The sequence below is a fragment of the Streptomyces sp. NPDC005374 genome, from assembly GCF_042872225.1.
Lineage (GTDB): Bacteria > Actinomycetota > Actinomycetes > Streptomycetales > Streptomycetaceae > Streptomyces.
The window spans coordinates 888,109-902,567 of the sequence record NZ_JBIAKA010000001.1; the positions used below are offsets into that span (position 1 = coordinate 888,109).

The window sequence follows — 14,459 nt, forward strand, 5'->3', positions numbered from 1 at the left end:
CTCTCAGGGTTGTAAGTCTTGGGGTCTGAAACGGGGGTCCAGGGGCCGGCCGGAGGTTCCTCACCAGGACCTCCGGCCGGACTCCCGTCAGACCTCTTCGACGCTGCTCGGCTCGCGCCGGGACAGGTCGATGCCGAGCTCTTCCGCCGCGCGGAAGACGTCCTCGTCGGTGTCGCGCATCTCGATGGACATGCCGTCCGAGGACAGCACCTCCACGTTGAGGCACAGGGACTGCATCTCCTTGATGAGCACCTTGAAGGACTCGGGGATGCCGGGCTCGGGGATGTTCTCGCCCTTGACGATGGCCTCGTAGACCTTCACGCGGCCGGTGACGTCGTCGGACTTGATGGTCAGCAGCTCCTGGAGGGCGTACGCGGCGCCGTATGCCTCCAGCGCCCACACCTCCATCTCGCCGAACCGCTGGCCACCGAACTGGGCCTTACCACCCAGCGGCTGCTGGGTGATCATCGAGTACGGACCGGTCGAACGGGCGTGGAGCTTGTCGTCGACCAGGTGGTGCAGCTTGAGGATGTACATGTACCCGATGGAGATCGGGTCCGGGAACGGCTCACCGGAGCGGCCGTCGAACATCCTCGCCTTACCGGTCGGCTGCACCATGCGCTCGCCGTCGCGGTTCGGGATGGTGTGGTTCAGCAGACCCGCGAGCTCGTCCTCACGCGCACCGTCGAACACCGGGGTGGCGACGTTGGTGCCCGGCGCGACCACGTCGGCGCCGATGGCCTGCAGGCGCTGCGCCCAGTCCTCGCCGAGACCGGAGACGTCCCAGCCGCGGCTGGCGAGCCAGCCGAGGTGGATCTCCAGGACCTGTCCCGGGTTCATTCGGGACGGCACACCCAGCGGGTTCAGGATGATGTCGACCGGAGTTCCGTCCTCGAGGAACGGCATGTCCTCGATCGGAAGGATCTTCGAGATAACACCCTTGTTGCCGTGTCGGCCGGCGAGCTTGTCGCCGTCGGTGATCTTGCGCTTCTGCGCAACATACACACGGACCAGCTGGTTGACGCCGGGCGGCAGCTCGTCGCCCTCCTCGCGGTCGAAGACACGGACGCCGATGATCTTGCCGGTCTCGCCGTGCGGCACCTTGAGCGAGGTGTCGCGGACCTCACGGGCCTTCTCACCGAAGATCGCGCGCAGCAGGCGCTCCTCCGGCGTCAGCTCGGTCTCACCCTTGGGCGTGACCTTGCCGACCAGGATGTCGCCCGCGGTGACCTCGGCGCCGATGCGGATGATGCCGCGCTCGTCGAGGTCGGCGAGGACCTCCTCGGAGACGTTCGGGATGTCCCGGGTGATCTCCTCGGGGCCGAGCTTGGTGTCACGGGCGTCGACCTCGTGCTCCTCGATGTGGATCGAGGAGAGGACGTCGTCCTGCACGAGGCGCTGCGACAGGATGATCGCGTCCTCGTAGTTGTGACCCTCCCACGGCATGAACGCCACGAGCAGGTTCTTGCCCAGCGCCATCTCGCCGTTCTCGGTGGCCGCGCCGTCGGCGAGGACCTGGCCCTCGATGACGCGGTCGCCCTCGTCGATGATGACCTTCTGGTTGACCGAGGTGCCCTGGTTGGAGCGCGAGAACTTCGCCAGGCGGTACGTGATGTACGTGCCGTCGTCGTTGGCGGTGGTGATGTAGTCCGCGGAGACCTCCTGGACCACACCGTCCTTCTCGGCCTTGACCACGTCGCCGGCGTCGACGGCGGAGCGGTACTCCATGCCGGTGCCGACGAGCGGGGCCTCGCTCTTGATGAGCGGCACGGCCTGACGCATCATGTTCGCGCCCATGAGGGCACGGTTGGCGTCGTCGTGCTCGAGGAACGGGATCATGGCGGTCGCGACCGACACCATCTGGCGCGGCGAGACGTCCATGTAGTCCACGTCGTCACCGGGGACGTAGTCGACCTCGCCGCCACGACGGCGGACCAGGACGCGGTTCTCGGTGAAGCGCATGTCGTCGTCGAGCGTGGCGTTGGCCTGCGCGATGACGAAGCGGTCCTCCTCGTCGGCCGTCAGGTAGTCGACCTCGTCGGTGACGACATCGCCGTCGACCCTGCGGTACGGCGTCTCCACGAAGCCGAACGCGTTGACGCGGCCGTAGGAGGCGAGCGAACCGATCAGACCGATGTTCGGGCCTTCAGGGGTCTCGATCGGGCACATGCGTCCGTAGTGGGACGGGTGCACGTCACGGACCTCGAAGCCGGCCCGCTCACGGGAGAGACCACCCGGGCCAAGAGCCGACAGACGGCGCTTGTGGGTGAGACCCGACAGTGGGTTGTTCTGGTCCATGAACTGCGACAGCTGGCTGGTGCCGAAGAACTCCTTGATGGAGGCGACGACCGGCCGGATGTTGATCAGGGTCTGCGGCGTGATCGCCTCGACGTCCTGGGTCGTCATGCGCTCACGGACGACGCGCTCCATACGAGCCAGACCCGTGCGGACCTGGTTCTGGATGAGCTCGCCGACGCTACGCAGACGACGGTTGCCGAAGTGGTCGATGTCGTCGGTCTCGACGACGATGTTCGTGCCGCTGTCGCCGACCGTCTCGGTCTCGCCCGCGTGCAGCTTCACCAGGTACTTGATCGTCGAGATGATGTCCTCGACGGTCAGGATGCCCGCGTCGAGCGGAGCCTCCGCACCCAGCTTCTTGTTGACCTTGTAGCGGCCGACCTTGGCGAGGTCGTAGCGCTTCGGGTTGAAGTAGAGGTTCTCCAGAAGGGTCTGGGCGGCCTCACGCGTGGGCGGTTCGCCCGGACGCAGCTTGCGGTAGATGTCGAGCAGCGCGTCGTCCTGGCCCTGGGTGTGGTCCTTCTCCAGGGTGGCGCGCATCGACTCGTACTCGCCGAACTCCTCGAGGATCTGCTCGGTGGTCCAACCGAGCGCCTTGAGAAGGACGGTCACGGACTGCTTGCGCTTGCGGTCGATGCGGACACCGACCATGTCGCGCTTGTCGATCTCCATCTCCAGCCAGGCACCCCGGGAAGGGATGATCTTGGCCGAGAAGATGTCCTTGTCGGACGTCTTGTCGATGGAGGAGTCGAAGTAGACACCCGGCGAACGGACCAGCTGCGACACCACGACACGCTCGGTGCCGTTGATGACGAAGGTGCCCTTGTGGGTCATGAGCGGGAAGTCGCCCATGAAGACCGTCTGGGACTTGATCTCGCCGGTCTCGTTGTTGGTGAACTCGGCCGTCACGAAGAGCGGTGCCGCGTACGTGAAGTCGCGGTCCTTGCACTCGTCGATGCTGTTCTTCGGGGGCTCGAAACGGTGGTCGCGGAAGGTCAGCGACATCGACCCGGAGAAGTCCTCGATCGGGGAGATCTCCTCGAAGATCTCCTCCAGACCGGACTTGGTGGGGACGTCCTGACCTGACTCCAGAGCGGCCTCGACCCGACTCTGCCAGGCGGTGTTCCCGAGCAGCCAGTCAAAGCTCTCGGTCTGCAGCGCGAGCAGGTTGGGAACCTCGAGGGGCTCCTTGATCTTTGCAAAGGAGATGCGCAGCGGGGCGGTGCTGGCGCCGTTGTTCGTATTCGCGTTCGAGGCAGTGCGCGAGGCGGCCAAGAGGGGGTCCTTCCGAGGGCTCGGACTCACTACGCGCTCCCCGGTCCCTCATCCACGGCACAGAGACAGATCTCCCCGATTTGACCAAAAGGCCAGGTCAGAGATGTTCCGTTCATCGGTGCTGAGGCGAGGGCAGACCCCTGGTGACGGGCAGGGGGCAACTAACAGGCAGCGCAAAGGGTCAGTGTAGCCATTCGGCGCACTGATGTCCAGCCCTGCTTTTCTGCCCAGTCTTCAAAAACTCTCGCTGTCCTCAACGCCCTCGGCATGCTGCCCTCAACGCACACTGATACTGCCCTCTTCGTCGCCGATCCATGCCTCGGATTCGGACCGTTCTGGCGACGCGTCCTGAGAATTGCGCGCTGCGTGCGGTTCGTCAAGGCCCCCCTGCCCGAACCTGGGGTTCCGGGAGACACGACGAAGATCACCATACCCCTCGCCCTCAAGGCCGCACGGTAACCGTGACCGCGCCTCCAGGAACGCCGAAGAGCGACCACCCAGATGGATGATCGCTCTTCAGTGCTTACGCGTTACAGGCCGAACGAGGCCCGCGAGAGGTCTTACTTGACCTCGACGGACGCGCCGGCGCCCTTGAGGGACTCGGCAGCCTTCTCGGCGGCCTCCTTGGCGACCTTCTCGAGGACCGGCTTCGGAGCGCCGTCCACGAGGTCCTTGGCCTCCTTGAGACCCAGGGAGGTCAGCTCACGCACGACCTTGATGACCTGGATCTTCTTCTCGCCGGCGCCGGTGAGGATGACGTCGAACTCGTCCTGCTCCTCGACGGCCTCGGCGGCGGCGGCCGGACCAGCCGGACCGGCGACGGCGACGGCCGCGGCGGCGGTGACGTCGAACTTCTCCTCGAAGGCCTTCACGAACTCGGAGAGCTCGATGAGGGTCATCTCCTCGAACTGCGCGAGCAGGTCTTCCTGGCTGAGCTTCGCCATGAGGGGCGATCCTTCCACTAATTCGGCTGGTGCCGGTATGTACATGTGTGGCGGGCGTACGTTCGGCCCGCTACGACCTCTGCCTCAGGCGGGCTGCCTCAGGCGGCGGTCATTTCGCGAGCCGAGTTACTCGGCACCGCCCTGCTCGTCCTGCTTGGCACGAAGCGCTTCCACAGTGCGGACGAGCTTCGACGGGAGCGCCTGGAAGACCTGAGCAGCCTGAGTCTGCTTGCCCTTGAAGGCACCCGCCAGCTTGGAGAGCAGAACCTCGCGGGACTCGAGGTCCGCAAGCTTCTTGATCTCGTCGGCGGACAGCGCCTTACCGTCAAGGACACCGCCCTTGATGACGAGGTTCGGGTTGTCCTTGGCGAAGTCACGAAGACCCTTCGCCGACTCCACCGGGTCACCGGTGACGAAGGCGACCGCCGTCGGACCGTTGAACAGGTCGTCGAGCGTCGTGATCCCGGCCTCGTTGGCCGCAATCTTGGTCAGCGTGTTCTTCACCACGGCGTACTGGGCGTTCTCACCGAGCGAACGGCGCAGGTTCTTGAGCTGCGCCACAGTGAGACCCCGGTACTCGGTCAGCACGGCGGCGTTCGAGCTGCGGAACTGCTCCGTCAGCTCGGCTACCGCGGCAGCCTTGTCGGGCCTTGCCATAGAGCGTCGGCCTCCTTCCGGGTGATGAGGACCGCTCAGAAGGGGCTGGACAAACGAAACGCCCCGGCGCAGGCGCACGGGGCGTGACTCAACCGGAACACATCTGCCGTGAGGCAGCGAACTCCAGGAGCGACTTCCACAGACACCTACGCGGGTCGTCCGCAGTATTCAGCGGATCCTTCGGCCACCGCACCCTCAGTTGAGAACACGGCAACGACCAGCGGTCTTTGGCTTCTGTAGGAGCGTACGTGACCGGATCCCTGTCAAGCAAATCCGGTCCTACGACGCTCAGCCGTTCTGGAGTCCCTTCATCATCTCGGCCAGGTCGGCGGTGTCCTTCTCGGGCGGGGCCGTGACGGTGACCGGCTTGTTGTAGTCGAGGAAGGTGATGGTCATGTCGAGCGGGCCCTTGTCGGCGGCACCCTGCATCCGGAACTGCTTGGTGTGCTCCTCGCCGTCGACCCACATGTCGATGGCCAGCTTGTCGACGCCCAGCTTCTCGTACTGCTGGAGGCTCTTCTCGCGCTGCTCGCGGACGGCCTTGGTCTCGTCCTTGAAGGAGGCCTTGAGGTCGGCCACGGTGACGGTGCCCGAGTAGCGGGTCGTCTCGACGCCGTCGACGGTCTCGGTGCCGACCTTCTTCACGTTCTTGGCGCCGGTGAGGAACGTGGACTCGGTCGCCGGGTTCTGGTCGGCCGCGCCGGCGCCCGGCGTGGTGGCCCCGAGGTTCTTGTCGCCCAGCGCGGACATGTCGAACTTGATCCAGGTCTTGCCGTCCATCTCCTTGGCCAGGTCGGCGTTGCCGCCGACGTACATGGCCTTGTCGACGAGCCGGATCTCCACGGTGCCCTTGGTGCCCTGGTCGGGCACGGTCATCTTCATGGTCATCGCGACGCTGGGCTTGAGCCGCATGGAGGCCTCGCCCTCGACCCGCCCCTGCTCGGGCACCTTGCCCTTCATGCGATAGCGGACGGAGGTGATGTCCTCCGTGTTCTTCGCCGCCTTGGCGACCGCTGCCGCGGGCGTCATCTTCGGCGACTCGTCGCCCCCCTTGGAACAGCTGACCGCACCCGCGGCGAGGGCCACGACGGCGAGCCCGGCGCCGATGGTCCGACGATGCACGGAACGTCGTACAGAAGTACTCATTGATTCCCCCCAAGGAACACATGGCCGATTCACAGCAAGACCGTGAGCCTATCCGAGGGGGCGGAGGGGGGCCCGCGAATTCCCTGGGGCTCAGGAGGAGTTGGTACTCGGCTGTGACAGGAGCGTCCGGAAATCCTCGGTGTCCGCGGCCGACGGCTTCTCCACGGCGACCTTCACTCCGTAGTCGCTGTAGTGGGCGGTCTGGGTCACGTCGCCGTTCCCCGTGCTGGTCTTCTCTATCTTCTTGACCAGCAGGTTCTTCTCGTTGATCCAGATGTCGAGGGTCTCGGCGGTGACTCCGGCGGCCCGGAGCCGCTGCTGGAGTTCGTCGTCGGTGACGTTCTCGACGTGCACGGTGCCCGAGTAGTGCGTGGTGGCCTGGCCGTCCACCGTCTCCTCGCCGACCTCGCGGACGTCTTCCGAGTCCAGCAGCAGCCGCACCGACTGGTTGGGGGTGGTGGAGCGCATCTGGTCGGCGAGGTCGGCACCGCCGCCGAGGGTCTTCAGGTCGTCGTAGGCGTATTTGAGCCAGTGCTTGCCGCCCAACTTCGCGGCGAAGGTGTCGCCCATGCGCGCGTAGTAGGCGTCGGAGAGGTAGCGGGCCTCCATGGAGGTGACACCGAGGCTCCGCATCGTCTCGGCCGCGGTGCCGCCGGTGTAGTCGATGGTGAGGGCTCCGGAGAGACCGTCACGCCAGGCGATGACGCCGTCGGCGGTGAGGGACAGCTGGCTGCCCATCACGGTGCCGGATCTCACCCGGGCCGTGTCGGCCCGCTCGGTGGAGCGTTCGGCGGTCCGCAGGGCCGCGAGGGAGGCGGGCGTCGAGGCCGTGCGCTTCTGGTCGGGCTTGTCGGAGGAATCGTCGGAGGTGCAGCCGGCGGTGCAGGCGGCCAGTCCCGTCAGTGCGGCGGCCGCAACGACCCGGACCGTCGTCCTCTTCATACGTCCCCCTGGTGCAAGTGCCCTGCTCGCACGCTAACCCAGAGCAGATGTCCCGCACACGGGAACGGGCCCCGCACCTCGGAAGGTGCGGGGCCCGGGAACCTGCCGGTGTCTCAGACCGCGGCCGGGTCCTCCTCGACGAGGAGGTTGCGGGTGCGGTTGGAGTCGAGCGGGATACCGGGGCCGATCGTGGTGCTGAGAGCGGCCTTCTTGATGTAACGACCCTTGGCGGCGGACGGCTTCAGACGGAGGATCTCCTCCAGGGCCGCGCCGTAGTTCTCCACCAGCTGGGTGTCGTCGAACGACGTCTTGCCGATGATGAAGTGCAGGTTCGAGTGCTTGTCGACGCGGAACTCGATCTTGCCACCCTTGATCTCGGTGACAGCCTTGGTGACGTCCGGGGTCACGGTGCCGGTCTTGGGGTTCGGCATGAGACCACGGGGACCGAGCACGCGGCCGAGGCGGCCGACCTTGCCCATGAGGTCCGGGGTGGCGACGACGGCGTCGAAGTCCAGACGACCCTTCGCCACCTCGTCGATGAGCTCGTCGGAGCCGACGATGTCGGCACCCGCGGCGAGTGCGGCCTCGGCACGGTCACCGGTCGCGAAGACCAGGACCCGGGCGGTCTTACCGGTGCCGTGCGGGAGGTTCACGGTGCCACGGACCATCTGGTCGGCCTTGCGCGGGTCTACACCCAGGCGGAAGGCGACCTCGACGGTGCCGTCGAACTTGCTCGTGGAGGTCTCCTTGGCGAGACGGACGGCCTCGAGCGGGGCGTAGAGCTTCTCCCGGTCGATCTTGGCGTCCGCAGCGCGGAGAGACTTGCTGCGCTTGCTCACTACTGCTCCTTGTGTGTTTCTGAGGAGTCGTGGTGCGGGCCGAGCAGGCCCTGCCACTACTTCTGCGGGAGTTGGGCTCAGCCCTCGACCGTGATGCCCATGGAACGGGCGGTGCCGGCAATGATCTTGGACGCGGCGTCCAGGTCATTGGCGTTCAGGTCGGGAAGCTTGGTCGTGGCGATCTCGCGGACCTGCGCCTGGGTGATCTTGGCGACCTTGGTCTTGTGCGGCTCGCCCGAGCCCTTCTCGACACCGGCGGCCTTGAGGATCATCTTCGCGGCCGGCGGGGTCTTGGTGATGAAGGTGAAGGAGCGGTCCTCGTAGACCGTGATCTCCACCGGGATCACCCAGCCACGCTGCGACTCGGTCGCGGCGTTGTAGGCCTTGCAGAACTCCATGATGTTGACGCCGTGCTGACCGAGCGCGGGGCCGACCGGCGGGGCCGGGTTCGCCGCGCCGGCGTTGATCTGGAGCTTGATGAGCCCCGTGACCTTCTTCTTCTTGGGAGGCATGCTCTCTCCGGGTCCTTACGTGAGAGGTCGAGTGCCATCTGCCTGACTCGGATGCGTCAATTGGATGATTCATCCAGCAAATGGCATACCGCACCACGATAGCCGTTGCGGCCCTGGACATGAAATCGGCAGGTCAGCCCTGCGGAGCGGGGTGCCGCGAGGACGGCCCGAAGACCAACCAGAGCACTCCGACGAGCAGCAGCGCAAGCGTCGGAAGCCCGAGCAGGAAGCAGGTGGCGACCACGGAGCCGTAGCCGTCCTCCTCGCCGACCCTCGTGGGGTCCGAGGCCGGGTAACGGATGACGATCGGCTTGCCGTCCCGCGAGACCTTGCTCTCCCGGGAGCTGGTGAGGGCCGGCAGATCGGCCTCCACTTGTCTGCCGTCGACCCGGAAGTCGACCCAGCAGCGGTGACGGAAGCAGTTGGCGCCCTCCGAGTGGAAGGTACCGACCGCGCGGACCCCGCCCTGGACCTCGGCCACCCGGTTCCACTGGTTGACCCCCACGAGGATCGCCGGAATCGAGAGGACCGCCGCCAGCAGCAGGAGCAGAACCGACATCCGGAGACGGCGAAGGCGCCCCTTCCCGGTCACGGCCGGAGGGGCGCCTTCGTCGGTTCTGTCTAACTCGGTCAAGCCACTCAGTTCTTCTGGATCTGGTCGAAGGACAGCTCGACCGGAGTCTCGCGGCCGAAGATCTCGACGAGACCCTTGACCTTCTTGGAGTCGGCGTTGATCTCGTTGATCGTGGCCTGCAGGGTGGCGAAGGGGCCGTCGGTGACGGTGACCGAGTCGCCGACCTCGAAGTCCAGGACCTGGACCTCGACCTTGCGCTGCGGCGCCGGCCTGCCCTCGGCCTCGGCTGCCTCGCGGGCCGCCTTCTCCTCGGCCTCCGGGGCGAGCATCTTGACGATCTCGTCCAGGGTCAGCGGGTACGGGTCGTAGGCGTTGCCCACGAAGCCGGTGACGCCGGGGGTGTTGCGGACGACGCCCCAGGACTCGTTGGTCAGGTCCATGCGCACCAGCACGTAGCCGGGGAGCTTGTTCTGACGGACGGTCTTGCGCTCGCCGTTCTTGATCTGCGCGACCTCTTCCTGCGGCACCTCGGCCTGGAAGATGAAGTCCTCGACGTTCAGCGAGACGGCACGCTGTTCGAGGTTGGTCTTCACGCGGTTCTCGTAACCGGCGTAGGTGTGGATGACGTACCACTCGCCGGGGAGGGTGCGCAGTTCCTCGCGCAGGGCGACGACGGGGTCGACCGGCTCGGCCGGCTCTTCCTCGGCCTCTTCTTCTTCGTCCTCGACGGACTCGACGGAGTCGGCGGCCTCGACGTCATCGCCGGACTCGTCCTCGGCGAACTCGACATCGCCGCCGGACTCCTCGGACTCGTCCTCGGCGTCGTGCAGAGCGGCTTCCTCGGCGGGCTCGCCCGCCTCGGCGTCGGCAGCCTCGACCTCGTCCAGGTCCTCGTCAGCGCCCTCGACGATGTCGAGCTCGTCCTCCACGGACACGGTCTCGTCCGGCTCGACGGCGTCGTTCAGGTTCTGGTCAGACACGGTGGCTGCTTCTTCCTGGATACTTAGGGGTGGAACATGCGAAAAGGGGCGCCGGTAACCTCGGCGCCCTTCGCTCTGTGCTCAGCCGAATACGTACTTGGCGGCGTGGTTGAGTCCATAGTCAATCACGGTCACCAGACCGATCATGACGAGAACGAAGACGATCACCACGGTCGTGTACGTCGTCAGCTGGTTCCGCGACGGCCAGACGACCTTGCGGAGTTCTGCGACGATCTGCCGGTAGAAGAGCGCGAGACGCTTCAGCGGGCCCTTCTTGGCACGCTTGCCGCCTTTACGGGTCTTCTTGGACTCCGTCGCCTCATCCTGGGCATCAGGCGTATCAATGGAGCCCACGGCGTCCGCCATTCGTCCTCACCTGTTCCCGGGTCGTGGCCGTGCCGCGCCCGGTTGGAGCCGCACGGCGGTGCATTGCTGTACGTACATGCGCACACATCCTGGCGATGGTGTGTGTAGCAGGGCCGGAGGGACTTGAACCCCCAACCGCCGGTTTTGGAGACCGGTGCTCTACCAATTGAGCTACGACCCTTTGTGCGTCCCCCAACGTACCGCATCCGACCGAGTGCTCGGTGTGCACCGTTCGGGGCGGCTGCTGAAGGCCAACGAGGTGAGAGTGTACGTGGTCCGGGGCCCCTCGTCGAACAGAAAGCGCCCGTACGGGCCTTGGGGGCGGAAGATCGCCCAGCGTGCGGAGCGAATCCGGACGGTTGTTCAGCCGTTGTTCAGTACGTGAAACCCGCGTGCCGGGCAGGTTTCCGGTCTGGAACGATGGGCCCCATGAGCGCTGCAACCCCTCCCACCGCGCGCCGGGTCTCCGCCCGAGTCGGCGCGATCTCCGAGTCCGCCACCCTCGCCGTGGACGCCAAGGCCAAGGCCCTCAAGGCCGCCGGGAGGCCGGTGATCGGCTTCGGCGCCGGTGAGCCGGACTTCCCGACCCCGGACTACATCGTCCAGGCCGCGATCGAGGCCTGCTCGAACCCGAAGTACCACCGCTACACCCCGGCCGGCGGTCTGCCCGAGCTGAAGTCGGCGATCGCCGCGAAGACGCTGCGCGACTCCGGCTACGAGGTCGACGCGTCCCAGATCCTGGTGACCAACGGCGGCAAGCAGGCGATCTACGAGGCCTTCGCCGCGATCCTCGACCCGGGCGACGAGGTCATCGTCCCGGCGCCGTACTGGACGACGTACCCGGAGTCCATCCGTCTCGCCGGCGGTGTCCCGGTCGACGTCGTCGCGGACGAGACCACGGGTTACCGCGTCAGCGTGGAGCAGCTGGAGGCGGCCCGTACGGAGAAGACCAAGGTCGTCCTCTTCGTCTCCCCCTCCAACCCGACCGGCGCCGTCTACAGCGAGGCCGAGGCCGAGGCGATCGGCCGCTGGGCCGTCGAGCACGGTCTGTGGGTGCTGACCGACGAGATCTACGAGCATCTCGTCTACGGCGACGCGAAGTTCACCTCGCTGCCCGCGCTCCTGCCCGAGCTGCGCGACAAGTGCATCGTCGTCAACGGTGTCGCCAAGACGTACGCCATGACGGGCTGGCGGGTGGGCTGGATCATCGGCCCGAAGGACGTCGTCAAGGCCGCGACCAACCTCCAGTCGCACGCCACGTCCAACGTGTCCAACGTCGCCCAGGTCGCGGCCCTCGCCGCGGTCTCCGGCAACCTCGACGCTGTGGCGGAGATGCGCACGGCCTTCGACCGGCGCCGCAAGACGATCGTGCGGATGCTCAACGAGATCGACGGTGTGCTCTGCCCGGAGCCCGAGGGCGCCTTCTACGCCTACCCCTCGGTCAAGGCCCTGCTCGGCAAGGAGATCCGCGGCAAGCGTCCGCAGGACACGGTCGAGCTGGCCGCGCTGATCCTGGAGGAGGCCGAGGTCGCGGTCGTCCCGGGCGAGGCCTTCGGCACACCGGGCTATCTGCGGCTGTCGTACGCGCTCGGTGACGAGGACCTCGTCGAGGGCGTTTCGCGGATCCAGAAGCTGCTGGCGGAGGCGCGGGACTGACGTCTCCGTGGGAAAAGGGGCACCCCGTCCGTGAGGGGGTGCCCCTTTTTTTGTGCGAGCAAGACCACTAAAGGGGAAAGCGGTACCGGGACGGCGGTGACGTACGGCAGGATCCTCGGATGGAGCGTGTACGTGATGTCTCTGAGCTGCCGAAAGCCCATCTGCACCTGCACTTCACCGGTTCGATGCGGCCTGCCACCGTCCTGGAGCTGGCCGACAAGTACGGTGTGCGGCTGCCCGAGTCGCTGACCGAGGCACTGACCAGCGGGGAGCCGCCGAAGCTGCGGGCCACGGACGAGCGGGGCTGGTTCCGTTTCCAGCGGCTGTACGACGCGGCCCGCTCGTGCCTCAGGGAGCCGGACGACATCCGGCGGCTGGTGCGGGAGGCGGCGGAGGAGGACGTCCGCGACGGGTCGGGGTGGCTGGAGATCCAGGTCGACCCGACGTCGTACGCCCCCATGCTCGGCGGGCTGATCCCGGCGCTGGAGATCATCCTGGACGCGGTGGAGACGACCTCGCGCGAGACCGGGCTCGGGATGCGGGTGCTGGTCGCCGCGAACCGGATGAAGCATCCGCTGGACGCGCGCACGCTGGCCCGGCTCGCGGTGCGGTACGCGGACAAGGGCGTGGTCGGATTCGGGCTGTCGAACGACGAACGCCGGGGCATGGCACGGGACTTCGACCGGGCCTTCAACATCGCGCGTGAGGGCGGGCTGCTGTCGGTGCCGCACGGCGGTGAACTGGCCGGGCCGTCGTCGGTCCGGGACTGCCTCGACGACCTGGACGCGAGCCGGATCGGTCACGGCGTGCGGGCGGCCGAGAACCCGCGGCTGCTGAAGCGGCTGGCGGACCGGCAGGTGACGTGCGAGGTGTGCCCGGCGTCCAATGTGGCGCTCGGTGTGTATGAGAAGCATGAGGACGTGCCGCTGCGGACGCTGTTCGAGGCCGGGGTCCCGATGGCGCTGGGCGCCGACGACCCGCTGCTGTTCGGGTCCCGGCTGGCCGCGCAGTACGACATCGCCCGGCGCTATCACGGCTTCTCGGACGCGGAGCTCGCGGAACTGGCCCGGCAGTCGGTACGGGCCTCGGCGGCACCGGAGGACATGAAGACCAAGATGCTGTCCGGAGTGGACGACTGGCTCAGTGGTCCGGCCTCTTGAAGCGCCTTCGGTCCTCGTCGGCTACAGGCTCACGCCCACCGTCACCGGTTCGTTGACCAGAGTGATCCCGAAGGTGTCCCGTACGCCCGCCACGACCTCCCGGGCCAGCGTGAGGAGGTCCTCGGTGGTGGCGTCGCCCCGGTTGGTGAGGGCGAGGGTGTGCTTGGTGGAGATGCGGGCGGGGCCGGTGCCGTAGCCCTTGGTGAAGCCGGCCTTGTCGATGAGCCAGGCCGCGGAGGTCTTGGTGTGTCCGTCGCCCGCCGGGTAGGCGGGGGGTACGGCGTCCTCGCCGAGGTGGTGCTTCACGCGCGCGTGGAACTCCGCGAACTGGGAGTGCGTGAGGATCGGGTTGGTGAAGAAGGAGCCTGCCGACCAGGTGTCGTGGTCGTCGGGGTCCAGGACCATGCCCTTGCCGGCACGCAGCTTCAGGACGGTCTCGCGGGCGTCGGCGAGGGGGACGCGGTCGCCGGGTTCCACGCCCAGGGCGCGGGCGGTCTCCGCGTACTTGACGGGCGCGGAGAGTCCGTCGGCGTCCTCCAGGTCGAAGCGGACGCGCAGGACGACGTAACGCTCGGGGTCCTCCTTGAAGCGGCTGTGCCGGTAGGAGAAGGCGCACTCGTCGTTCATGAGGGTGACGGTCTCGCCGCTGCGGCGGTCGTAGGCGATGACCTCGGTGATGCGGGAGGACACCTCCTGGCCGTAGGCGCCGACGTTCTGGATCGGCGTGGCTCCCGCCGAACCGGGGATGCCGGCGAGGCACTCGATACCGGCGAGTCCGGCCTCCACGGTGCGGGCGACCGCGTCGGTCCACACTTCGCCGGCGGCGAGCGTCAGGTGGGTGCCGGTGAGTTCGTGGCCCTTGGTGCCGATGACGAGCGCGGTGCCCTCGAACCCCTTGTCGCCGATGACGAGGTTGGACCCACCGCCGATGACCAGAAGCGGGGTGCCGGCGGCGTCGGCCTCGCGGACGACCTCGATCACCTCGGCGTCGGTCGTCGCGGTCACGAGGCGGGTGACGGGGCCGCCCAGACGGAAGGTGGTCAGCGGGGCGAGGGGGGCGTCGTGTCGTTCCTGCACGCGGTACAGCCTACGGGGCACCTCCGACAGCCA

General features: G+C 67.1%; 13 protein-coding genes and 1 tRNA gene. 2 read left to right on the forward strand and 12 right to left on the reverse strand.

Going from position 1 to position 14,459, the window contains the following annotated elements:
- Positions 1-87: 87 nt before the first annotated feature.
- The 11 genes from rpoB to ACFYRX_RS04190 all read right to left on the reverse strand — a co-directional run bounded on the left by rpoB (position 88) and on the right by ACFYRX_RS04190 (position 10,714).
- A complete protein-coding gene (gene rpoB / locus ACFYRX_RS04140; RefSeq protein ID WP_389096397.1) occupies positions 88-3,573 on the reverse strand; it encodes a DNA-directed RNA polymerase subunit beta in 3,486 nt (1,161 codons plus the stop codon).
- 560 nt (positions 3,574-4,133) lie between these two features.
- Positions 4,134-4,517 (reverse strand): 50S ribosomal protein L7/L12, encoded by a 384-nt coding sequence (rplL, locus tag ACFYRX_RS04145; protein WP_389096399.1) that lies wholly within the window; start codon positions 4,515-4,517, stop codon positions 4,134-4,136.
- A 126-nt stretch (positions 4,518-4,643) separates the two neighbouring features.
- Positions 4,644-5,174 carry a 50S ribosomal protein L10 gene (gene rplJ, locus ACFYRX_RS04150; protein WP_389096401.1) on the reverse strand — a complete coding sequence of 177 codons (531 nt, stop codon included), beginning with the start codon at positions 5,172-5,174 and terminating at the stop codon, positions 4,644-4,646.
- A 288-nt stretch (positions 5,175-5,462) separates the two neighbouring features.
- The gene (locus ACFYRX_RS04155; RefSeq protein WP_389096403.1) at positions 5,463-6,320 is read right to left on the reverse strand and encodes an LppX_LprAFG lipoprotein; all 858 of its coding nucleotides are present in this window, start codon (positions 6,318-6,320) and stop codon (positions 5,463-5,465) included.
- A gap of 90 nt (positions 6,321-6,410) precedes the next feature.
- Positions 6,411-7,262 carry a hypothetical protein gene (locus ACFYRX_RS04160; protein WP_389096405.1) on the reverse strand — a complete coding sequence of 284 codons (852 nt, stop codon included), beginning with the start codon at positions 7,260-7,262 and terminating at the stop codon, positions 6,411-6,413.
- A 113-nt stretch (positions 7,263-7,375) separates the two neighbouring features.
- Entirely contained in the window at positions 7,376-8,101 is a 726-nt protein-coding gene (gene rplA, locus ACFYRX_RS04165) for a 50S ribosomal protein L1 (protein ID WP_389096407.1), read from the reverse strand.
- 77 nt (positions 8,102-8,178) lie between these two features.
- Complete coding sequence (gene rplK / locus ACFYRX_RS04170; protein ID WP_006383482.1) at positions 8,179-8,613, reverse strand: 50S ribosomal protein L11; 435 nt, start codon at positions 8,611-8,613, stop codon at positions 8,179-8,181.
- A gap of 133 nt (positions 8,614-8,746) precedes the next feature.
- A complete protein-coding gene (locus ACFYRX_RS04175; protein ID WP_389096409.1) occupies positions 8,747-9,172 on the reverse strand; it encodes a hypothetical protein in 426 nt (141 codons plus the stop codon).
- A gap of 80 nt (positions 9,173-9,252) precedes the next feature.
- The gene (gene nusG / locus ACFYRX_RS04180; RefSeq protein WP_389096411.1) at positions 9,253-10,167 is read right to left on the reverse strand and encodes a transcription termination/antitermination protein NusG; all 915 of its coding nucleotides are present in this window, start codon (positions 10,165-10,167) and stop codon (positions 9,253-9,255) included.
- Positions 10,168-10,248: 81 nt separating this feature from the next.
- Complete coding sequence (gene secE, locus ACFYRX_RS04185) at positions 10,249-10,533, reverse strand: preprotein translocase subunit SecE (RefSeq protein ID WP_389096413.1); 285 nt, start codon at positions 10,531-10,533, stop codon at positions 10,249-10,251.
- 108 nt (positions 10,534-10,641) lie between these two features.
- Positions 10,642-10,714, reverse strand: a tRNA-Trp gene (locus ACFYRX_RS04190).
- A gap of 248 nt (positions 10,715-10,962) precedes the next feature.
- Between ACFYRX_RS04190 and ACFYRX_RS04195 the strand changes: the two genes are divergently transcribed.
- Positions 10,963-12,189 (forward strand): pyridoxal phosphate-dependent aminotransferase, encoded by a 1,227-nt coding sequence (locus ACFYRX_RS04195; protein ID WP_389096414.1) that lies wholly within the window; start codon positions 10,963-10,965, stop codon positions 12,187-12,189.
- 119 nt (positions 12,190-12,308) lie between these two features.
- On the forward strand, positions 12,309-13,349 hold the full coding sequence (locus ACFYRX_RS04200; protein WP_389096415.1) for an adenosine deaminase: 1,041 nt from the start codon (positions 12,309-12,311) through the stop codon (positions 13,347-13,349).
- Positions 13,350-13,370: 21 nt separating this feature from the next.
- Here ACFYRX_RS04200 and ACFYRX_RS04205 read toward each other — a convergent pair whose 3' ends face one another.
- Positions 13,371-14,426, reverse strand: coding sequence for a UDP-N-acetylmuramate dehydrogenase (locus tag ACFYRX_RS04205; RefSeq protein WP_389096416.1), 1,056 nt, complete (start codon positions 14,424-14,426; stop codon positions 13,371-13,373).
- Positions 14,427-14,459 lie beyond the last annotated feature (33 nt).